A 21485-nucleotide genomic window follows, 5' to 3' on the forward strand; every position below is an offset into this window, starting at 1 on the left:
CGTTCAAACGCAGGTCGGTGGTAACGATCGCCGGCAGTTTCAGGGAAACCGTCTGCGCACCACCGTCGATTTCGCGAGTCACAGCCACGCTGTCGCCGCTGATTTCGACTTTCGAAGCGAACGTGCCCTGACCGTAGCCGCTCAATGCAGCGAGCATCTGGCCAGTCTGGTTGTTGTCGCTGTCGATGGCTTGTTTGCCAAGGATCACCAGCCGGGGCTGTTCCTTGTCGACAACGGCCTTCAGCAGCTTGGCAACGGCCAGGGAAGTCAGGTCTTCGGCGGACTCGACGAGGATGGCGCGGTCGGCACCCAGAGCCAACGCGGTGCGCAGTTGCTCTTGAGCGGTGGACGGGCCGACGGAGACAACGATGATTTCAGTCGCTATACCCTGCTCCTTCAGGCGTACGGCTTCTTCCACGGCGATCTCGCAGAACGGGTTCATCGCCATCTTGACGTTGGCAAGATCGACGCCGGAACTGTCCGCTTTCACGCGAACTTTCACGTTGTAATCGACCACTCGTTTCACAGCTACCAGGATCTTCATTGGGCAGTGTTCTCTCGAAAAACTTTGATCGTTGCAGTCAGACGGCACCGGCGGCACGCATTTGTTCAATGCGCTCGGCCCCCAGTCCCAGCTCCTTGAGCAGCTGTTCGGTGTGTTGGCCAAGGCCCGGCACGGCATCCATGCGAGGTTCGAACGCACTATTACTGCCGGGCGGGACCAGGCTCGGAATGGGGCCGGCAGAGGTTTCGACTGCTCGCCAACGGTCACGGGCCTGAAGCTGCGGATGGTCCCAGACACCTTGCATGTCGTTCACCCGGGCGTTAGCGATTTGCGCATGGTCCAGGCGATCGATCACCGCATCGAAGTTGAGCGTGGAGAACGATTCAATGATCAGTTCCCGGAGCGCGTTGCGGTTCTCGACGCGTTTGAAGTTGGCCGAAAAACGCGGGTCTTGGGCCAACTCAGGCGCAAGCAACACTTTCTCGCAAAACAGCTGCCATTCACGCTCGTTCTGCAATCCCAGCATCACCGTGGTGCCGTCACCGACAGGGAAGGGGCCGTAGGGGTAAATGGTGGCGTGCGCAGCACCGGCGCGCGGGGGCGGCGGCGCTCCCTCGTAGGCGTAGTACATCGGGTAGTTCATCCACTCGACCAGGCTTTCGAGCATCGAAACATCGAGGTGGCTGCCTTCACCGGTGCGTTCACGCAACAACAGCGCAGACAGGATGCCGGTGTAGGCGTACATGCCGGCCGCGATATCGGCAATTGAACAACCGGCCTTGGCCATTTCTTCCTCACCCTGGCCGCCGGTGACCGACAGGAATCCGCCTTCACTCTGGATCAGCAGGTCGTAGGCTTTTTTCTTCTCATAGGGGCCACCGGCGCCATAGCCTGAAATGTCGCAGACGATCAGGCGTGGAAAACGCCGGTGCAGCACCTCAAACGACAGCCCCATACGCGCGGTCGCACCGGGCGCCAGGTTCTGCACGAGCACATCGGCGGTGCCCAGCAAACGGTCCAGCACCTCAGTGGCCGAATCTTGCTTCAGGTCCAGGGTCAGGCTTTCTTTCGAGCGATTGGTCCAGACAAAGTGCGAGGCCAGACCGTTGACGCGTTGATCGTAGCCCCGGGCGAAATCGCCTGTGCCTGGACGTTCGACCTTGATCACCCGGGCGCCGAGATCGGCCAGTTGTCGGGTACAGAAGGGCGCTGCAATAGCGTGCTCGAGGCTGACGACGGTCATGCCATCGAGCGGGCGGAGGCCTTTGGGCTGGCTCATGATTTTTATCTCTCTTGTTATCAGAAAGAGCGCGGCAGCTCGAGCAGGTGTTCGGCAACGTAGGACAGGATCAGGTTGGTAGAGATGGGCGCTACCTGATACAGCCGGGTTTCGCGGAATTTGCGCTCGACGTCGTATTCGCAGGCAAAGCCGAATCCGCCGTGGGTTTGCAAGCAGGCGTTAGCCGCTTCCCAGGATGCTTTCGCTGCCAGGTACTTGGCCATGTTGGCGCTGGCCCCGGCGTTGATGCCGCTGTCGTATTCTTCGCAGGCACGCCAGCGCATCAGGTCAGCCGCCTCGATTTCGATGTGGGCTTCGGCGATGGGGAACTGCACGCCCTGGTTCTGCCCGATCGGGCGCCCGAACACCACACGATCACGGGCGTAGGCACTGGCCTTTTCGATAAACCAGCGACCGTCACCGATGCATTCGGCGGCGATCAGGGTGCGTTCGGCATTCAGCCCGTCGAGGATGTAGCGGAAGCCTTTGCCTTCCTCGCCGATCAGGCTGTCAGCGGGGATTTCCAGGTTGTCGAAGAACAGTTCGTTGGTTTCGTGATTGACCATGTTGGCAATCGGCTGCACGGTCATGCCGTTGCCGATGGCTTCACGCAGATCCACGAGGAAGATCGACATGCCTTCGGACTTCTTTTTCACCTCGGCCAGCGGCGTGGTGCGTGCCAGCAGGATCATCAGGTCGGAATGCTGGATTCGCGAGATCCACACTTTTTGTCCGTTGATCACGTACTTGTCGCCGCGTTTGATCGCGGTGGTCTTGATCTTGGTGGTGTCGGTGCCGGTGGTGGGCTCGGTCACACCCATCGATTGCAGGCGCAATTCACCGTTGGCCAGTTTCGGCAGGTAGTAGCTTTTCTGTGCCTCGCTGCCATGACGCAGCAGGGTGAACATGTTGTACATCTGCCCGTGCACGGTGCCGGAATTGCCGCCACAGCGGTTCACTTCTTCGAGGATCACCGAGGCCTCGGCCAGCCCGAGGCCGGAGCCGCCATATTCGACAGGAATCATCGCCGCCAGCCAGCCGGCGTCGGTCAGGGCCTTGACGAAGGTTTCCGGAAAGCCTTTTTCTTCGTCGACTTTGCGCCAGTAAGCGGCATCGAATTCAGCGCACAGGGCGCGTACGCCCTCGCGGATGGCATTGAGTTCTTCAGAGTTGCGGTCGGTCATTATTATTCTCCTCAACGCGTCACGCATGGCATCGGCCCTGCGTGACCGGGTCCGGGCAGGGCGCAATCAGATCGGGTTGAAACCCAGCGCGGCACGAAAGCGATTCTTGATGTAGTGACCATCACGGGGCGGCAGTACACGCGGCGGGTTTTCCGCTTTGATCTTGATCGTTGCGAGCTTGACGCCGTCGCGGGTAGCGAAGCGTTCGCGCAGGTTGTGTACGCCTTCCATGTCGCGAATTTCGTCGGTCCAGCTGAAACCGCAGGTCTTCGCCACCTGGTCCAGGGAAATACCGAAACCGGCGTGGCTGACTTGCATGCCGGTCTCGCCAAAGTGCCCGTTATCGAGTACGGCGATGGTCAGGTTGGCGGGTTTTTGCAGCGCGACCGTGGCCAGTGCACCGAAGCCCATGAGCAACTCACCGTCACCGGTGACCACCACCACAGACTTGTCCGGCTGGGCGTTGGCCAGGCCCAGCCCGACCGTGATGGCGCTGCCCATGGCGGCCCAGAGGTAGTAATTCAGATCATTGTCGCCGGCCGCCATGACGTCATAGGACGCCGAGCCCAGACCGGTCACGACCAGCACGTCTTTACGGTCAGCCAGCAAGGCCTTGACCACTTCGCGGCGGCACAGGGTGTGGTTTGCGCTTACTTGACCCATTTCTTTTCTCCAATCAGGCGCTGGCCGAGCAGCAGGGCAGTGGCGGAATCACCGTTGAACGCCATGGTCGCGGCGCCGTGCAGCAGCGGGGCGACATCTGTAGGAACGTCCGCACGCCAGGTCATGACCTTCATCAGGTTCAAAGAGGCTTCGGTGGCCTGGCCCATCGGGTTCTGCCACGCGTTGAATTCGGCCCAGTCGCCGCGCATGGTGACCACCATCAACAGCGGGAAACCGGCACATACCTGAAGTGCCAGGGTGTTGATGCAGTTGCCGACACCACTGGATTGCATCAGGAGGGCGCCACGCTCACCGCCGAGCCAGGCGCCGGCAAGGTAGCCGATGCCTTCTTCTTCGGTGGTGAGGACAACGGCCTTGATGTCCGGGTCGGCATACGACATGCGGATGGCCGCCGAGTGACCCGCATCCGGTACGAAGACCACGTGTTTGACGTCGTGGGCCTTGAGCACGCGGAATACGTCCTCCTGCCAATCCTGTCCCGCGGTTTGTTCAGCTTCTGTTGACATGCCCATCTCCCAAGCAGTGCTGCTTTTGTGTTTTCACACATTCTGGGAGGGATGGAGGCCGGCGACGACTACCGTTTTTGTCTTTGAGATATGCCCGTTTGGTATGGCAGGAGCCATGAATGCCCGGATTGCCGCGATGCATCGATACCGACGGTTTATGGGAACAAGTCGATAAAATTGACCCGTACCCAACCCGTTCACGACCGGGCCGGGTGTTGGTCAGTCGCTTATCGCAGGTGGCTACAGAAGGTTTTTATTGCGTCGCAGGCTTTATGCAGCGACGCATCATCCAGCGCATAAGCAATACGAATATAAGGGCCCAGTCCGAACGCGCTGCCATGCACAACGGCCACATCCGCTTCATCGAGCAGCGCGTGGGCGACATCTTCATCCGTGTGCAGTACTCGTCCACCCGGTGATGTACGGCCAATCAAGCCGGAGCACGAGGCGAACGCGTAAAATGCACCCGCCGGGCTGACGCACTCGAGGCCCGGCGTGCTGTTCAGAAGCTCCACCATCAAATCCCGTCGACTCTGGAACACTGCACGGCTTTCGTGGATGAAGTCCTTTGGCCCCTCCAGGGCGGCGAGTGCGGCCTGCTGTGAGATTGAGCTGGCCCCCGAGGTTTGCTGACCTTGCAGCTTCTCCATCGCTTCGAGCAACCAGCGCGGTCCTGTCGCAAAACCGATGCGCCAGCCGGTCATGGCATAGGCCTTGGACACACCATTCATGGTCAGGGTGCGTGCTGCCAGTCCTGGTTCAACCTGGGCCAGGGTAAAAAACGTCTGATCATCAAAGATCAGGTGTTCGTAGATGTCATCCGCCAGGATCAGCACCTGAGGATTGGCCAATAGCACTTCAGCCAGGGCTTGAAGTTCCTCTCGGCTGTACACCGCACCGGTCGGATTGGACGGCGAGTTGAGGATCAGCCAGCGCGTCCGGGGTGTGATCGCCTCGGCCAGCGCCGCGGCCGTCAATTTGAAGCCGGTATTGGCCTCGCAGGTCACGATCCGGGCTTCGCCACCGCACAGCTGAACCATCTCCGGATAACTGACCCAGTAGGGTGCCGGGATGATGACTTGATCCCCCTCGTTGAGGGTCGCGGCCAGGGCGTTGTAGATCACCTGCTTGCCACCGTTGCAGACGAGGGTGTCTTGCCAGGTGACGTCCAGGCCGTTTTCGCGACGGAACTTGGCGGCCACCGCTTCTCGCAGTGAGCGTACACCGGCGACCTGGGTGTAGCGCGTGTGCCCGTTCTCAATGGCCTCAATGGCCGCTTCACGTACATGTCCGGGCGTATCGAAGTCTGGCTCGCCAGCGCACAGCGAAATGATCTTCGCACCTTGCGCCCGGCGCTCAGCCACCCGATCGATTATCCGATAGGTCGCCGACGGCTGTGCACTGGCCAGACGTTGATTGAGTCGTTGGATATCGGTGGTCATGCCTGGGTCCTCCACGCTGTCAGGTTCATCAGTTCGAGCGTCGAACGACCTTCGGTCAGCGCCTGCATCATCTGCGCTTCCTTGCTTGCGCGGGCTTCACCTTCAGCGAGGGTACGTGCCGCATCCTCCTTGGGGATGATGATCACACCGTCATCGTCCGCCACAACCAAATCACCTGGCGAGACATGTGCACCGTTGAAATTGAATGCCTGTCCGACCGAGGGAGCGCTGACCTTTACGGTGCCTTTGACCGAGATGCCACGGGCAAACACCGGAAAGTGGCGTTTTTTCAGGGCAGCGATGTCACGCACGCCGCCATCTATGACCAAACCGACAACACCCGCCGCTTCGGCGGCCACAGTGAGCACTTCGCCCCAGTAACCGGCGATGAAACTTCCGGTACCCACCACCAGCACGCTGCCGCGAGGCACGCGTTCCATGGCCAGGTGCAACGCCAGGTTGTCACCCGGCGAGCATTCCAGCGGGTAGGCCGGCGCGGCAATGAAAGCACCGTCCCAGACGGGACGGATCGCGCTGTCGACCGCACAGGGCAGATGGGACGCTTCATACAGCGTCGAACTGCCCAGGGCTTTTGCTCGTTCGTGGAAATTCAACGGGAGGGGGAGCGTGGTCATCAGACTTTCCTCTGCAGGCTGTGGTAACCCAGTGCGGTCCGGGCTTCCTTGAGGGTTTTTCCTTGAGCGATCAGGGCCCGGATATCGGCTTCGACCGACTCGATCTGGCGGGCGCACGCGGCCACTTCAGCTGCCCGGGCGCGAGGCACAATCACCACGCCGTTGGCGTCGGCCACCACGATGTCACGGGCACACACCCTGGCGGTACCGAGGGACACTGGCTGATTGACGGATTGAACCTGCACGCGGTCCTTGCCGGTGCGCATGAACCGGCCTTTGCTGAAGATCGGATAACCGTCACCCAGCGCCTTGTTCACGTCACGGCATACACCGTCGATGACCGTTGCGGCGATCTGCCGGCTGCCGGCGTACTGGGTCATGATGTCGCCCCATACCGTGCAGTCGGTGCGGCCACCGTTGTCGATCACCACGACGTCACCGGGCAGCACGTCTTCGATGAAGTCGCCCACGGTTCCAGGCGGCACACTGGCCGAAACGTACTGCACGGTGAAGGCCGGTCCGACGATGACCTTGCTGTAGTTGTCCAGCGGTGCCACGCCCAGGCATTGACCGGGCAGGCCGAGTTTGTCCAGGGCATCGGAGACGCCAGGGGTGTCCAGGCCTTCAAACAGGGCCACAAGTGCTTGGTCTTCAAGATTCATCAGGAACGCTCCACCTGGATAGCTTCGAACTGGGTGTCATGCATCACGTCGGCCACTGAGCGGCCGCTGCGAACAGCTTCCACCATGCCGTCCTGGCGACGGGTAATGCGCTCGCCAAGATCGACCACCTTCTCGATGTACGCCTGGGGTACGAACACCGTTCCGCAGCGATCGGCGATGACATAGTCGTCTTCGCTGACGTCGACGCCCGCCACATTGATCGTCACGGCGGCATCGATCTGCACCACCCGATTGCGCGCGCTGATCATGGTGATGCCACGGCCATAGACCGGATAGCCAATCGTTGCGCTGCCATCGATATCGCGGCTGAAACCGTCGATGACGGTGCCGCGCACCTGTTTGCTGGCTGCGGCATTGGCAAGAATGTCGCCCCAGCAGGAAATGCCCTCGATACCGCCGGCAATCACCAGTACGCGGTCGTCGCTGTCGATCTGCTCCACTACCGGGGTGATCAGGTGCACGGTGGGTACGCTGTCGGTTTTTGGCGCAAGCAGTACGGTGCTGGCGCGACCGACGATCTTCGGGCAGTTCCACAGCGGGCGTAGCCCCACGGTGGCACCGGCCAGGCCGAGGAAGTCGAGGGCGTCGGATACCGTGTTGGTATCCAGCGCCGCCAAGCGATCGAGCACACTCTTTTTGTTCATGGGGTAGCCCCTGCGATGACGGAGGCGACCAGTGTCGACGAGGCGATTTGATAGGTATATTACTAATCACAGAAGCGTTAGATACGCTAAACCTATGGAAAAATCATGATCAATTTCCGTCTGATCCGCCACCTCTGGCTGTTCCTGGCCGTCGCCGAAGAGCAGAATTTCGGCCGTGCAGCCAAGCGGCTTGGCATGTCTCAGCCTCCCCTGAGCGAACAGATTCAGGTGCTGGAGCAGGCACTCAAGGTCCAACTGTTCGAGCGCTCGCGGCGCGGGGCGAAACTGACCCCCGTGGGGGCGGCGATCCTGCCGGCGGTGCGTAAATTCGCCGAGCAACTCGAGCGTCTGGAACTGGCGGTTGAGGAGGCGGTAGCGGGGCAGTCGGGGATGTTGACCATCGGCGCCATCTCCACGGCCATGTTCGACGTACTGCCCGGTCTGATCGAACAGATGAAGGTCGATTACCCGAACCTGACCGTATCCGTGCGGGAAATCGACAGCGTAGAGGCCGTTCCGGCGCTGGAAGCCGGTGATATCGACCTGGCCTTCGCCCGCCTGGACGGTGATCTGGGCGCCTCGATCCAGTCACTGCCATTGCTGGAAGATCGCCTGGTAGTGGCGTTGCCCAGTGACCACCCATTGGCTGCGCGCACGCGTATCAGTTTGTCCAGCCTGGCCAACGAACCTTTGGTGATGTTTTCGCGAAAGGTCAGCCCGGTGTATTTCGACAACTTGATTGCAACCTGCCGAGCCAGCGGATTTTCCCCTCGCGTGCTGCACGAAGTGCGTTCTGTCGCTTCGCAAATCGCCTTTGTCAGCTATGGGCAGGGCATCGCCCTGGTACCGGCATCCTTGAAAAAAATGGCACCGGATAACGTGGTCTTTCGATCATTGAGTCAGAAGCTCAACGTGGTGACGACGGCGGTGGCCTGGAATGCGGATCGGCCCAATCCGCTCATAGCCGAAGTCATTGCCCGACTGCGGAAAAAGGCCTGAGGCGGGCAAAGGCGGCGAGTGGGCGATCAACGATAGGTTTGGCGTATGGAAACGTTCCACAATTAGGAATTTACATAAGACTCGAGCCGGCTGAAATTGGGCCTGTCGCCGATGACCTGTTTCGGCGGCAGTCTTATCGTCCAAGGAGTCCTTTACGTGACCGCATCCGAAACGTTCACTCATACGCAGCTCCCGTTGACCGTCGAGGGCGTCCAGCTGAACGTCGCCGCCATCCATCGAAATGGCAACCTGACGCCGATCGTGTTCCTGCATGGTTTTGGTTCCACCAAAGAGGACTACGCCGACATTGTGCAGCACGCGGAATTCACCGGGCATCCCTTCCTCGCCTACGACGCACCGGGCTGCGGCGAGAGCCAGTGCAGCGACCTTTCCAGTATTTCGATTCCTTTTCTGCTGCAGACCGCATTACAGATGCTGGAGCATTTCGGTATCGAGCGCTTCCATCTGGTCGGCCACTCCATGGGCGGATTGACTGCGCTGATGCTGGCCCATCAGTTCCCGGAACGGGTAATCAGTTTCGTCGATATAGAGGGCAATATTGCCCCGGAAGACTGTTTTCTCAGCCGGCAGATCGTCGATTATCCAAGCGATGATCCAGAGAAATTCTTCACGGCTTTCATCGAGCGTGCCCGGCAGGCCCCGGCATACGCCAGCGCACTCTATTCGGCGAGTCTCAGGCACAAGGTGCGTGCCGGGGCCGTGCGGGGGATATTCGAGTCGATGGTCGACCTTTCCGATAACGCCGACCTGATGAGCAAGTTTCTCGGCTTGAAGTGCCCGCGAATGTTCATGTACGGCGAGCAGAACGCTTCACTGTCCTACCTTTCGCACATCGAGGCCCAAGGCGTGTGTTTGGCGCCAATTCCGGCCTGCGGCCACTTCCCCATGTACTCCAACCCCATTGCGATGTGGAAACAGATCGCCGATTTCCAGACCGGCAGTCGAACCGGGTAAGTCCGATCGCCCCGATCGCTCCCCGATGTATCGCGCGAGCCTGACAGGGGCTCGCGGTTGCTATTCAACGCGTTTCATCCCACATGCCTGCCACGGCGATGTGTGAGGGCGCGTGCATGCCTGTAATTCATAACAACAAGAGGTTCAAATCATGCTCGAAGTCATAAACGGCTTTCTTTCCGGAAAGCTCCTGATCGTGCTCATCGTAGGCCTGGGTGGCTATTTCACGATTCGTTCACGCTTTGTCCAGTTTCGCCATTTCCTGCACATGTTCGGAGCCTTTCGCGATAGCGTGCAGAAGAGCGCCGGTCAGATCAGCTCGTTCCAGGCCTTGATGCTCAGTCTGGCGGGTCGCGTAGGGGCGGGCAATATCGCCGGGGTCGGGTTGGCCGTGACGTTGGGCGGGCCCGGTGCGGTGTTCTGGATGTGGGTGACCGCGCTGGTGGGCATGTCTACCAGCTTCTTTGAGTGCAGCCTGGGACAGTTGTACAAACGATGCGACGCCAAGGGACAGTTCCGGGGTGGGCCGTCGTACTACATCCAGTACGGACTGAAACAGGCGTGGCTGGGCAAGGTCATGGCCGTGTTGCTCCTGGTCACTTTCGGTTTTGCCTTCAACGGGCTGCAGTCCCATGCCGTGACTCACTCGCTGAACAATGCGTTCGGCTTCTCTACGACTTACTCCGGCATTGCGATTGCCGTATTGCTCGGCCTGGTATTCATGGGGGGCATCAAGCGCATCGCTGCCGTCTCGGACCTGTTGGTGCCGGTCAAGACACTGGCTTACATTGGCGTGACCGTTTATGTGATCGTGCTTCAGTTTGATCATGTGCCCGGCATGTTGGTGACCATTTTCAAAAGTGCCTTTGGCCTGGACCAGGCGTTCGCCGGCCTGGTTGGCAGTGCCATCGTCATGGGCGTCAAGCGCGGGGTGTTTGCCAATGAGGCGGGCCTGGGCAGTGCGCCCAACGTAGCCGCGGTGGCGAAAGTCGATCACCCGGCGGCTCAAGGGGTGGTTCAAGCGTTCAGCGTCTTCCTGGATACCTTTGTGATCTGTACCTGCACGGCGCTGCTGATCCTGTTGTCGGGTTTTTACACGCCAGGCTTCGAAGGCGATGGCCTGGTACTGACACAGAACGCATTGGCGGCAGTGGTCGGGGACTGGGGGCGCACGTTCATCAGCGTGGCGTTGGCGCTGTTTGTCTTCACGTCGATCCTCTACAACTACTATCTGGGCGAAAACAACCTGCGCTTTCTACTGGGTGACAAACGCGCTGCGGTGATGGTCTATCGGGGCCTGGTGTTGCTGTTGATTCTTTGGGGCGCCGTGCAAAACCTGGGTACGGTCTTCGCCTTTGCCGATATCACCATGACGCTGTTGGCCTTCGTCAATCTGATCGCCCTCGCGCTGTTGTTCAACGTCGGCATGCGCCTGCTGCGTGACTATGACCGGCAGCGCAAGGCCGGCATCAAGACGCCGATCTTCGACTCCAGCCAGTTCACGGATCTTGATCTTGATTTGCAGGCATGGCCCCATCGGGAAAAGGTCGGCAACAGCATCCCCGCATCTATACCGCAGGTAGCACCTGCCTCTGCCCTGCGATGATGAAAAAAGGGCCCATGACAAATCATGGGCCCTTGAAAGTCGTCTGGGGATGCTCCGTCAATCAGACTCGCGCAGCATGCGGCTTTACACATCCTTTCAGGCCGGTACGTTCTTCAATCTCGCCTGAACCACTGATATAGCCGTAACGCGACAGGTTTGGCATCAGCATCGCGGCAATGAAGGTGATGCTCACGACCGCTGCTACGTAGAAGAAGAAATACTCCTCGATGCCCTGTGAGCGAAGCGACAAGGCCACGTATTCGGCAGTGCCGCCAAATGCGGCATTGCCCACCGCATAGGGAAATCCAACCCCCAATGCACGTACGGCAGGCGGGAACAGTTCGGCTTTGACGATTCCGGCAATCGGCGTGTAGAGCGACGCAATGGCCAGGCCGCCAAACACCAGCACAAATGCCATGACCGGGTTGCTGACCGACTGTAGCGAGTAGAGCAGGGGGATCACCAGCAACATGGCCAGCCCGGAAAACATCAGCATGTGCGCCTTGATACCGATGCGGTCGGCGAGCAGGCCGAACAGCGGTTGGCAAAGCATGAAGCCGATCAGGGCCGCCGTCATGATGAAGCTGACCGTTTCCGGGCTGAAACCGGCGGAGATCACCAGGAACTTCTGCATGTAGGTCGTGAAGGTATAGAAATACAGCGAACCGCCGATGGTGAACGCCACCACCAGGGCAACTGCGCGTTTGTGTTTGAACATGCCGCGCAGAGAGCCGGCATCCTTGCGGCTCATGTCTTTCTTGTTGGCGGTTTCATGCATGGCGCGACGCAGATACACCACCACGATCGAGCTCAGCGCGCCGATGAAGAACGGGATCCTCCAGCCCCATTCGCGCAACTCTTCGCCGGTCAGGGTTTGCTGGAGAATGACTACGGTCATCAAGGCCAGCAACTGACCGGCAATGATGGTGAAGTACTGAAACGAGCCATAGAAGCAGCGACGGCCCGGTGTCGCGATTTCGCTGATGTAGGTGGCGCCGGTGCCGTATTCCGCACCGACCGACAGGCCCTGAATCAGCCTGGCAACCACCAGCAGGATCGGCGCCGCGACGCCGATGGTTGCGTAGGTCGGCATGACAGCGATCAGCAGCGAGCCGGCGCACATCATGAACACCGAAATAATCATCGAGACCTTGCGACCACGAGTGTCAGCGATCCAGCCGAAAATCCAGCCACCGAGCGGGCGCATGAAAAAACCGACGGCGAAGACGCCCGCGGTCGCCAGTAGCTGGCTGGTGGTGTCGCCTTTGGGGAAAAACGAAGCGGCAAAGTAGATGGCGGTATAGGCGTAAATGAAAAAGTCGTACCACTCCACCAGATTGCCCGAACAGGCACCCATGATGGCTTTGACGCGGTTCGGCGCTCTCATCGTAGCGGCTTCGGCTGAGTGGTCTTTGGCGTCTGGGATTGATGCGGACATGTGATTCACCCTTTTTTCAAGGCGAGAGGAGACGAGGAGCGCGCTGATGCGCGTCCGAGGCTGACTCGTTGGGTTTTGGGTTTAACGAAGCGGCGTGAACCCGCTCACGGCCGGATTTCCGTAGAGAAGGGGGAGGGTGGATGCATGAGCGTGGCGAACGGTAGTGGCCCGGGGAAATCGGACGGGGGAGGCGAAGCATTGAACATCATGGCGCGAGCCCTCGAATCTTATTCTTGTAGTGAGTCGAGCGCTCTCTGGCGTCGACGTTGATTGCACGCTACCGCAGAGTCGGGAGGGTAATAAGCCGTCAGGCAGGCCTAACTGATATACCTGAATTATATAGCTTGGCGTGCAGCCCCGGCGGGCCGGGGGTTACAGCCGGCTTGAAAGTCCCGGGGCCGCACGACACGGAGGTTGCCGGCCATTCCAAGGTGCACAAATGCGATTACACTCACAGCACTTTCGCCGCATAACGCGTCGAGCCCGATGCTGACTGGCCTGGTAATGGATGTCGTTCAACTCAAAACCCTGATTCATGTTGCCGAACTGGGCAGTCTCAGCAAGGCCTCGGATCGTCTTCACATCGCGCAACCGGCACTTAGCCGGCAAATTCGATTGTTGGAAAAGGAGCTTGGCACCTACCTGTTCGATCGACATGGGCGAGGCATGGAAATCACCGATGCCGGCCGTGAAGTGCTGGCACATGCCACCCGAATAATGGAGGAAATGGAGTCCATTCGAAGTTCTGTCGTGGGCGCAAAGTCGTCTTTTCGGGGAACGGTCGTCATCGGCACGACGCCGACGGTCGCGGAAATTATCACCGTTCCATTGGTACGCAAGATCAAGGAGGCACATCCGAATCTCGCCGTCAGGTTTTCCTCGGCCTTCAGCGGCTATCTGCTCGATTGGGTTCAGCGTGGCGAACTGGAACTGGCGATTTCTTACGATCCCCAACCCCTGCATACGCTGCGTATCGTGCCGGTGATGATGGAAAACCTGCTGCTGGTCGGTCCCGCCAGCGCCAACCTGCGTCTTGATGAGCCGGTGTCGTTCGAGTCATTGGCTGAGCAGCAATTGGTATTGCCGAGCGCTCGACATAGCCTTCGCGTGATTCTGGATGATTGTGCTCGTCAAGTCGGGATCAAGCTCAAGACCAGCGTTGAAGCCGACTCCTTCGGCGCCATGATCGATCTGGTCCGCAATGGCTTCGGTTTGACCGCTTTGCCTTTGGCATCGATTTACGCGCAAATCGAAGCAGGCGTGCTCAGTGCGGCCCCCTTGGTCGACCCCGTTCCCATGCGCAAGCTTGTTCAGGTTTTTCCGGCCGACAGGCGTGTCAGTCCGGCCGCCAAATTTGTCGGGGATGCCTTCATCGAGATTGCCGCCGATCTGGTCAATCGCAAAATCTGGGCTGGACACATGCTTTGAGTCAACGGCGAATCTGTTAGCTGCGAGTGCCCCGTCCCCGTGTAAATCGCCCAATTATCTGTCGATGCGCGGCTGCCGTTTTTTCTGACCACTGATGACATTGTCTTGAACCAACAAACGCGACTGCCTGGCGTATTCGGCATCTTCATTTTGGGGATGCTGCAAGTTCTGGTCTGGGGAGGTTCGTTCTTCCTGATGGCCGTCATGGCCGATTCGATCATGAAAGAGACCGGCTGGGCCAGCCAATGGGTGTATGGCGCACTGTCCCTGAGCATCCTGGTTTCCGCGATGCTGGCACCGTTGACCAGCCGGCTTATCGCCCGGTATGGCGGCCGCCCGATCCTGGCCAGTAGTGGCCTTGGCGTCGCCATCGGGTTGTTTCTGATGGCCAGTTCGACCTCGTTGCCGATGTTTCTTTTGTCTTGGGCAGTGATTGGCGTCGGTATGGCGCTGGGGCTGTATGAAGCGCTGTTCGCCGCTTTAGGTTCTCTCTATGGAGAGCGGGCGAGCAGTGCGATTACCGGGATCACGCTCATTTCAGGGTTTGCGACAACGCTGTCATGGCCTGCGGTTGCGCTGGTCATCGAACACCTTGGCTGGCGCGCGACGTGCGTGGCTTATGGGGTGTTATTGGTCATTGCCGTGGCACCGCTTTATCTCTGGGTGCTGGCGCGGGGCGCGGGAGCACTCACAAAAAGCCAGGCAGTGAGTGATGAAAGTCTCTTGATCGATCGGCGGATCTACCTGTTGCTCACACTGATTTTCGCGTTGGGTGCAGTGATCATGACGGCGATGTCGGTCCAGCTGATTTCATTGTTGCAGGGGCAGGGCTACTCGCTTGCAGCCGCCATCGGGCTGAGCGCTTTACTGGGGCCGAGCCAGGTCGGCTCACGTGTCCTACAAGTGTTTTCGCGAAAGCGACATCCGATCTGGACGACGTTGATCTCCGTGGTGCTCGTGGCCATCGGTCTGCTGTTTGTGACTATCACGCCGGCAATGACCGCTCTGGGACTGGTGATCTACGGCGCGGGTAATGGTTTGCGGGCAATCGTTCGAGGCCTGCTGCCACTGGCCCTGATGTCGCCCACCCATTATGTGTTGCTGATGGGGCGCATGGCTCGGCCTTCGCTCATTGGGCAAGCCTTGACCCCGCTCGCGGGCGGTTACCTGTTGCAAGCCTGGGGCGCTGGCGGTGTACTTGCGGGCCTGTGTTCGCTGGCCGTATTGAATGTGCTGTTGGTCTTGCTGCTCATTCGGCTGGTGTGTAAAGAGCAGCGCTGACCCAGCGACAGGAGGTGGAAACACACGCAGCGGGCATGCGCTTCAGGCGTAAACTGAACAGGGTGCAGCAGGCATTGAAAAGCGTTGCACCCGGAGGTGATGCCATGCGCCCAATAACCCTTTGCTCCTCGATCGCATTGCTGGCGCTGTTCATGATGCCACTGGCCACCGCAGCGCCCTCGGTCGAAGTCGTCTTCAATAACCCCGAAAAATACAGCGATGCCAGCCTGGACAGTCCGGGCTATGAACGGGGGGCCGATCCTTTTGTCATGAAAGAGCTACGCAGCTACCTCCAGCAGCTTGGCGAGCGGTACCTGCCAGCCGACCAACAGCTGCAAATTGAAATACGCAACATCGACCTGGCCGGTCGTTACGAACCCTGGAGGATAAATGCCTATGAGGTGCGCTTCATGCGCGACATTACCTGGCCGAGCATCGATCTACATTACGTGCTCAAGCAAAATGGCCAGATCGTGAACCAGGCCGATGCCAGAGTCATGGATCAGCTCTACCTCCAGCGTCCGGGGCGTGCGAACAGAAGTGACAGGCTCTACTCCGAGAAGGCGATGCTCTCGGAATGGTTCCAGAGACAGTTCGCCGGGCAACATCAGAGCGGGTTGAAGTGAACCGCCCTGCGCTATGAATCAGTCGTCCGCCTTGGGGAACAAGGGCCAGAAAGTAAAAAGCCCGGCGCTGGGCCGGGCTCTCTGTAGAAGGGGCCAAATCCCTTTGGCTGACCGTATTGTGCTAGATAGGTGTGACGAAAGTGTGACATCTGAATACGAAATACCGTGGCGTAACCGTTGGGCCAAGTGCTGTTGGAGTACGACACGACATCACAACTTTCGATACGCTCTGCTCAGTACTCCACAATGGTTTTGGGGCAATCGAATGGCGGTCGGTGAAGCGCCACTGAATGACTTGAGCATTCACCCAGTTGGGATTTGTCTTTAATCTGGTCCGAGGTTTGATCGAGATGGCTCACTCACTTAAATACCAAATAGGCGAATCCGTCCGCACTATCGAGGCCGAGGTGGGGAAGCTGCTCGATCTGGCTGCAACGCTCAGAGAAGCAAGGGATGAAGAAATGGCTGCAGCTGTCTCGACCCAGGCGAACAAGCTGCTTGAAGCAGCAGTGGCGCTGAGGATCGCGATGTCAGGCTGAATAATGCTTGCGCTGCGCCCCAGGCTGAGCCAGATCAGGCTCTGCCAGCTCGAAGCACTGCGTTGCCCTTAACGCCTATCCAGCCAAACCGTCTGAGCATTACAGAATTCGCGCACTCCGAAGTGCGAGAGCTCCCGGCCAAAGCCACTCTTCTTCACGCCACCAAAACTGACACGCGGATCGCTGGCGCTATAGCCGTTGATGAACACGCCGCCGGTTTCAAGTTCGCCAGCCATCTGCCGGGCGAGTTCGCCATTGCGCGTATAAATAGTGGCGGTGAGGCCGAACTCGCTGTCATTGGCCAGTTCCAGCGCATGGGCGGCGTCGCGGGCTGTGATGATTGAAGCCACGGGACCAAACAATTCCTGTCTGAAGGATGTCATCTGGTCGGTCACGTCGCCCAGTACAGTGGGTTCGTAGTAGTTGCCGCTGCCTTCGACCTTCTTTCCACCCAGCAGCAAGGTCGCGCCTTCTTCCAGCGTGTCGCGCACCTGTTGGTCCAGTTCGTCGCGTAAATCGAAGCGCGCCATCGGGCCGATGTAAGTGGTGGAGGCGAGTGGATCACCGATGACCAGTCGTTGGGTGGCCTCGACGAACTTGCGGGTAAATTCCTCTGCAATGCCTTGCTCGACAATCAGGCGTTTGGCAGCGGCGCAGACTTGTCCGGTGTTTTGATAGCGCCCGATCACGGCGGCTTTGACCGCCTCATCGAGGTCTGCGTCATCGAGCACGATAAACGGGTCGGAGCCGCCCAGTTCCAATACACATTTCTTCAGCGCGGCGCCGGCCTGGGCACCGATGGCCATGCCCGCCCGCACGCTGCCGGTGAGGGTGACCGCCGCGATGCGTGGATCGGCGATCGCCTTGGATACACCGTCCGGGGTGACGTTGATGACCTCGAAGATACCTTCAGGAAAATCCGCCAGCTTGAAGGCTTCCAACAGCAGGTAGGCGCTGCCCATGACGTTGGGCGCGTGCTTGAGCATGAAGGTATTGCCGGCGAGCAGGGTAGGGACCGCGCCGCGCAGCACTTGCCAGATGGGGAAGTTCCACGGCATCACGGCGAGAATCGGGCCGAGCGGGCGATATTCAATGCGTGCCTTGCCGCCTTCGACCAGGGTTGGTTCTGCGCTGAGCATGGCGGGCCCCTGTTCGGCGTACCACTCGCAGAGCTGCGCGCATTTTTCAATTTCGCCACGGGCCTGAGCAATCGGCTTACCCATTTCCAGGGTGATCATGTTGGCCATGGCCTCTGCATTGTTGCGCAAGGCCTGGCCGAGTTTGATCAACAGCTGCGCGCGTTGCTCTACCGGTTTGCCACGCCAGGTGCGAAACCCGGTAGTAGCCCGCGACAGCGCGGCCTGTAATGCCGAATCGGATTCGAAAGGGTACTGGCCGATCTGCTCGCCCGTGGTCGGGTTGATCGAAATGGCATGGGTAAGGCTGGATACGTGGGTCATGGCACCGTCCTGCTAGGTAGGAATGTGCTCAGGTTATGGGGGTATATGTTTTATGGAAACTGAATAATACTGAGCATAACGTTCACGTTTGGAGAATGACTTGGATCTGGTTCAGCTCGAAATTTTCAAGGCTGTCGCCGAGCACGGCAGCATCAGCGTTGCCGCCCAGCATATCCACCGGGTGCCATCGAATCTCACGACCCGAATCAAGCAGCTTGAGCAGGACCTGGGTGTGGATCTGTTTATCCGCGAGAAGAGTCGCCTGCGCTTGTCGCCGGCCGGTTGGAGCTTCCTGGATTACGCTCGACGCATTCTCGACCTGGTTCAGGAGGCGCGGGCCACCGTAGCGGGTGAAGAACCGCAAGGCGCCTTCGCCCTGGGTTCGCTGGAAAGCACTGCAGCGGTACGAATTCCGGAGCTATTGGCGGCCTATAACCAGAAACACGCGAAGGTCGAACTGGACCTGTCCACCGGTCCCTCCGGGACCATGATCGACGGGGTGTTGTCGGGGCGGCTGGCCGCGGCATTTGTCGATGGGCCGGTGTTGCACCCGGCGCTGGAAGGCGTACCGGCATTCGAGGAGGAGATGGTCCTGATCGCACCGCTCAATCATGAGCCGATTCATCGGGCCAAGGATGTGAATGGCGAAAACATCTATGCCTTCCGCTCCAACTGCTCCTATCGCCATCATTTCGAAAGCTGGTTTGCCAATGGCGCGGCGGTGCCCGGCAAGATATTCGAAATGGAGTCCTATCACGGCATGCTGGCCTGCGTCAGTGCGGGGGCCGGCCTGGCGCTGATGCCACGCAGCATGCTCGAAAGCATGCCTGGGTGTACGACGGTCAGCGTCTGGCCGTTGTCGGAGTCGTTCCGTTATCTGCGTACCTGGTTGGTGTGGCGCAGGGGGACGGTGTCGCAGAGCCTGACGATGTTTGTGCGCTTGCTGGAGGAACGTGGTGTCGCGTTGATCGATAAATAGTGGAAAGTTAACGGTCTGCGCTGAAAAACCGGATAATGGCGGCCAAATCGTTTAGCTCGTTATTCTGGTAATCGCACATGGAAATCAAGGTCAACTTTCTCGACAACCTTCGACTTGAGGCCAAGTTCGACGACTTCACGGTGATCGCCGATCAACCCATTCGCTACAAGGGTGATGGCTCGGCGCCGGGGCCGTTCGATTATTTCCTGGCTTCGTCGGCGTTGTGTGCGGCGTACTTCGTGAAGTTGTATTGCGAGACTCGCAATATCCCCACCGAAAATATCCGCCTGTCGCAGAACAACATCGTTGACCCGGAAAACCGCTACAACCAGATTTTCAAGATTCAGGTCGAACTGCCGGCGGACATCTCCGCCAAGGACCGCCAGGGGATCTTGCGCTCCATCGACCGTTGCACGGTAAAGAAGGTGGTGCAAACCGGGCCCGAGTTCGTGATTGAAGAGGTCGAAAACCTCGACGCCGATGCCCAGGCGCTGCTGATGCCGCACTCGACTTCCGAAACGGGCACCTACATTGCGGGCAAGGACCTGCCGCTGGAGCAAACCATCGCCAACATGTCGGGCATCCTGGCCGACCTGGGCATGAAGATTGAAATCGCTTCGTGGCGCAACATCGTTCCCAATGTGTGGTCGCTGCACGTTCGCGATGCGCACTCGCCGATGTGTTTTACCAATGGCAAAGGCGCGACCAAAGAAGGCGCGCTGGCATCGGCGTTGGGCGAGTTTATCGAGCGGCTCAACTGCAACTTCTTCTATAACGATCAGTTCTGGGGGGAGGACATCGCCGATGCGGCTTTTGTGCATTACCCGGACGAGCGCTGGTTCAAGCCGGGTCCGAAGGACGAACTGCCGACTGAAATCCTCGACGAATACTGCCTGAAGGTTTACGACCGGGAAGGTGAGTTGCGTGGTTCGCATCTGTACGACACCAACTCCGGTAACACCCAGCGCGGTATTTGTTCGCTACCGTTTGTGCGCCAGTCGGACAATGAGGTGGTGTACTTCCCGTCCAACCTGATCGAAAACCTGTTCCTGAGCAATGGCATGAGCGCTGGCAACACGCTGGCCGAAGCCCAGGTGCAGTGCCTGTCGGAGATCTTCGAGCGCGCGGTGAAGCGCGAAATCCTCGAAGGCGAAATGGCCCTGCCGGATGTGCCGCAGGACGTGCTGGCGAAATACCCGGGCATTCTGGCCGGTATCCAGGCCCTGGAAGAGCAGGGCTTCCCGGTGCTGGTCAAGGATGCATCGCTGGGCGGGGAGTTCCCGGTGATGTGCGTCACCTTGATGAACCCGCGTACCGGTGGCGTATTTGCCTCGTTCGGCGCGCACCCCAGCCTGGAAGTGGCGCTGGAACGCAGCCTGACGGAGCTGCTGCAGGGCCGCAGTTTCGAAGGTTTGAATGATTTGCCGCAGCCGACCTTCGAAGGGCAGGCGGTGACTGAGCCGAATAACTTCGTCGAGCACTTCATCGACTCCAGCGGTGTGGTCTCGTGGCGCTTCTTCAGTGCCAGGCCGGACTTCGAATTCGTTGAGTGGGATTTCTCCGGTCAAGGCGAAAACTCCAATGCCGAAGAGGCTGCGACCTTGTTCGGTATTCTCGAAGACATGGGCAAAGAAGTGTACATGGCGGTCTATGAGCATATCGGCGCCAAGGCCTGCCGCATTCTGGTGCCGGATTACTCGGAAATCTATCCGGTCGAAGATTTGATCTGGGATAACACCAACAAGGCGCTGCAGTTCCGTGCCGACATCCTGAATCTGCACAGCCTGAGCAAAGTCGGCCTGCGATCGCTGGCCCAGGGGCTGGAAAGCAGCGAGCTGGATGATTACACCGACATCACCACCTTGATCGGCATCGAATTCGACGACAACACGCCTTGGGGCAAGTTGACGATCCTGGAGCTGAGGCTGCTGATTTATCTCGCCTTGCAGAAGTTTGATCAGGCCAAGGATTTGGTGGAAGCCTTCTTGCAATACAACGACAACACCGTCGAACGCGGCCTGTTTTATCAAGCGGTGAACGTCGTGCTGGAAATGCAGCTGGACGATGATCTGGAACTGAGCGACTACGAGGTCAACTTCCGCCGGATGTTCGGTGACGAGCGGATGGACGCGGCGATAGGGTCGGTCGATGGTAGCGTACGTTTTTATGGTCTGACACCGACGAGCATGAAACTGGAAGGCCTCGACAGGCATCTTCGTCTGATCGACAGTTATAAGAAGCTACATAGGGCGCGGGCCGGAGTGGCGACTTTATCCAGCTGAAAGCGCTAACAAAAAAGCACCTTGGGTGCTTTTTTGTTTTTTGGAGGCCAGCACAATCTTCTGTGTGCGGTGGGCTCACTTTTTGGCCATGACCTGGGCAGTGGCTGGCATCGAGGAGGCTCTTCTATATAGCGGAAGCATTTTTCCCCTCCTTTCAGGCTTCCTTCGGGGCGTTTTAGCGCCTTCTGTAAGTTATTGATAGAAGACCTGAATCAGTGCTTGACGGCAGATTCTGGAGGCCTATAATTCACCCCACTTCCGGCGCAGTCGAAACAGAAAACTCCTTGGTAAACAAAGAGTTACGCAGTTT

Annotated in this window: 20 protein-coding genes; 9 read left to right on the plus strand and 11 right to left on the minus strand. The window is 58.9% G+C overall.

All coding sequences use genetic code 11. From position 1 onward, the window contains the following. The 9 genes from PMI26_RS00465 to PMI26_RS00425 form a co-directional block, all read right to left on the minus strand. Positions 1 to 544 (minus strand): electron transfer flavoprotein subunit beta/FixA family protein (locus tag PMI26_RS00465; protein ID WP_007980853.1); only part of this gene is annotated, 544 nt, incomplete at its 3' end. 37 nt (positions 545 to 581) lie between these two features. Then, on the minus strand, positions 582 to 1784 hold the full coding sequence (locus tag PMI26_RS00460) for a CaiB/BaiF CoA transferase family protein (protein WP_007980855.1): 1203 nt from the start codon (positions 1782 to 1784) through the stop codon (positions 582 to 584). Between the two features lie 20 nt (positions 1785 to 1804). Further along, positions 1805 to 2968 carry an acyl-CoA dehydrogenase family protein gene (locus tag PMI26_RS00455; RefSeq protein WP_007980857.1) on the minus strand — a complete coding sequence of 388 codons (1164 nt, stop codon included), beginning with the start codon at positions 2966 to 2968 and terminating at the stop codon, positions 1805 to 1807. A gap of 66 nt (positions 2969 to 3034) precedes the next feature. After that, complete coding sequence (locus tag PMI26_RS00450) at positions 3035 to 3631, minus strand: thiamine pyrophosphate-dependent enzyme (protein WP_007896341.1); 597 nt, start codon at positions 3629 to 3631, stop codon at positions 3035 to 3037. Then, a complete protein-coding gene (locus tag PMI26_RS00445) occupies positions 3619 to 4158 on the minus strand; it encodes a thiamine pyrophosphate-binding protein (RefSeq protein WP_007980859.1) in 540 nt (179 codons plus the stop codon). Before PMI26_RS00445 ends, PMI26_RS00450 begins: the two co-directional genes overlap by 13 nt. A gap of 227 nt (positions 4159 to 4385) precedes the next feature. Beyond that, complete coding sequence (locus PMI26_RS00440; protein ID WP_007980861.1) at positions 4386 to 5600, minus strand: pyridoxal phosphate-dependent aminotransferase; 1215 nt, start codon at positions 5598 to 5600, stop codon at positions 4386 to 4388. After that, positions 5597 to 6235: an RraA family protein gene (locus tag PMI26_RS00435; protein ID WP_007980862.1), complete on the minus strand. Its 639-nt coding sequence runs from the start codon at positions 6233 to 6235 to the stop codon at positions 5597 to 5599. The genes PMI26_RS00440 and PMI26_RS00435 overlap by 4 nt, the downstream gene beginning before the upstream one ends. Beyond that, positions 6235 to 6897, minus strand: coding sequence for an RraA family protein (locus PMI26_RS00430; RefSeq protein WP_007980864.1), 663 nt, complete (start codon positions 6895 to 6897; stop codon positions 6235 to 6237). The genes PMI26_RS00435 and PMI26_RS00430 overlap by 1 nt, the downstream gene beginning before the upstream one ends. Next, the gene (locus PMI26_RS00425) at positions 6897 to 7562 is read right to left on the minus strand and encodes an RraA family protein (RefSeq protein ID WP_007980866.1); all 666 of its coding nucleotides are present in this window, start codon (positions 7560 to 7562) and stop codon (positions 6897 to 6899) included. Before PMI26_RS00425 ends, PMI26_RS00430 begins: the two co-directional genes overlap by 1 nt. 105 nt (positions 7563 to 7667) lie before the next feature. Here PMI26_RS00425 and PMI26_RS00420 point away from each other — a divergent pair, with 105 nt between their 5' ends. The 3 genes from PMI26_RS00420 to PMI26_RS00410 all read left to right on the plus strand — a co-directional run bounded on the left by PMI26_RS00420 (position 7668) and on the right by PMI26_RS00410 (position 11142). After that, positions 7668 to 8561, plus strand: coding sequence for a LysR family transcriptional regulator (locus PMI26_RS00420; RefSeq protein WP_007980868.1), 894 nt, complete (start codon positions 7668 to 7670; stop codon positions 8559 to 8561). A 156-nt stretch (positions 8562 to 8717) separates the two neighbouring features. Then, the gene (locus PMI26_RS00415) at positions 8718 to 9536 is read left to right on the plus strand and encodes an alpha/beta fold hydrolase (RefSeq protein WP_007980869.1); all 819 of its coding nucleotides are present in this window, start codon (positions 8718 to 8720) and stop codon (positions 9534 to 9536) included. A 151-nt stretch (positions 9537 to 9687) separates the two neighbouring features. After that, positions 9688 to 11142 carry an alanine/glycine:cation symporter family protein gene (locus PMI26_RS00410; RefSeq protein WP_007980872.1) on the plus strand — a complete coding sequence of 485 codons (1455 nt, stop codon included), beginning with the start codon at positions 9688 to 9690 and terminating at the stop codon, positions 11140 to 11142. 61 nt (positions 11143 to 11203) lie between these two features. Here PMI26_RS00410 and PMI26_RS00405 read toward each other — a convergent pair whose 3' ends face one another. After that, positions 11204 to 12580 carry an MFS family transporter gene (locus tag PMI26_RS00405; protein WP_007980874.1) on the minus strand — a complete coding sequence of 459 codons (1377 nt, stop codon included), beginning with the start codon at positions 12578 to 12580 and terminating at the stop codon, positions 11204 to 11206. A 486-nt stretch (positions 12581 to 13066) separates the two neighbouring features. On the opposite strand from PMI26_RS00405, the gene PMI26_RS00400 reads away from it, so the two are divergent. The 4 genes from PMI26_RS00400 (at position 13067) to PMI26_RS00385 (ending at position 16454) form a co-directional block, all read left to right on the plus strand. After that, complete coding sequence (locus PMI26_RS00400) at positions 13067 to 14008, plus strand: LysR family transcriptional regulator (RefSeq protein WP_007980876.1); 942 nt, start codon at positions 13067 to 13069, stop codon at positions 14006 to 14008. 156 nt (positions 14009 to 14164) lie between these two features. Beyond that, entirely contained in the window at positions 14165 to 15289 is a 1125-nt protein-coding gene (locus PMI26_RS00395; RefSeq protein WP_007980878.1) for an MFS transporter, read from the plus strand. A gap of 104 nt (positions 15290 to 15393) precedes the next feature. Next, positions 15394 to 15915, plus strand: a complete 522-nt coding sequence (locus PMI26_RS00390; protein WP_007980880.1) for a DUF3016 domain-containing protein — start codon at positions 15394 to 15396, stop codon at positions 15913 to 15915. A 350-nt stretch (positions 15916 to 16265) separates the two neighbouring features. After that, on the plus strand, positions 16266 to 16454 hold the full coding sequence (locus PMI26_RS00385; protein WP_007980882.1) for a hypothetical protein: 189 nt from the start codon (positions 16266 to 16268) through the stop codon (positions 16452 to 16454). A 68-nt stretch (positions 16455 to 16522) separates the two neighbouring features. Here PMI26_RS00385 and PMI26_RS00380 read toward each other — a convergent pair whose 3' ends face one another. Further along, positions 16523 to 17914, minus strand: a complete 1392-nt coding sequence (locus PMI26_RS00380) for an aldehyde dehydrogenase family protein (RefSeq protein WP_007980884.1) — start codon at positions 17912 to 17914, stop codon at positions 16523 to 16525. 100 nt (positions 17915 to 18014) lie between these two features. Here PMI26_RS00380 and ptrR point away from each other — a divergent pair, with 100 nt between their 5' ends. Next, complete coding sequence (gene ptrR / locus PMI26_RS00375; RefSeq protein ID WP_007980886.1) at positions 18015 to 18893, plus strand: putrescine utilization regulator PtrR; 879 nt, start codon at positions 18015 to 18017, stop codon at positions 18891 to 18893. A gap of 77 nt (positions 18894 to 18970) precedes the next feature. After that, complete coding sequence (locus PMI26_RS00370) at positions 18971 to 21175, plus strand: OsmC domain/YcaO domain-containing protein (RefSeq protein ID WP_007980888.1); 2205 nt, start codon at positions 18971 to 18973, stop codon at positions 21173 to 21175. The last annotated feature ends 310 nt before the right edge of the window (positions 21176 to 21485 follow it).

This window comes from Pseudomonas sp. GM33 (assembly GCF_000282295.1).
Lineage (GTDB): Bacteria > Pseudomonadota > Gammaproteobacteria > Pseudomonadales > Pseudomonadaceae > Aquipseudomonas > Aquipseudomonas laurylsulfatiphila.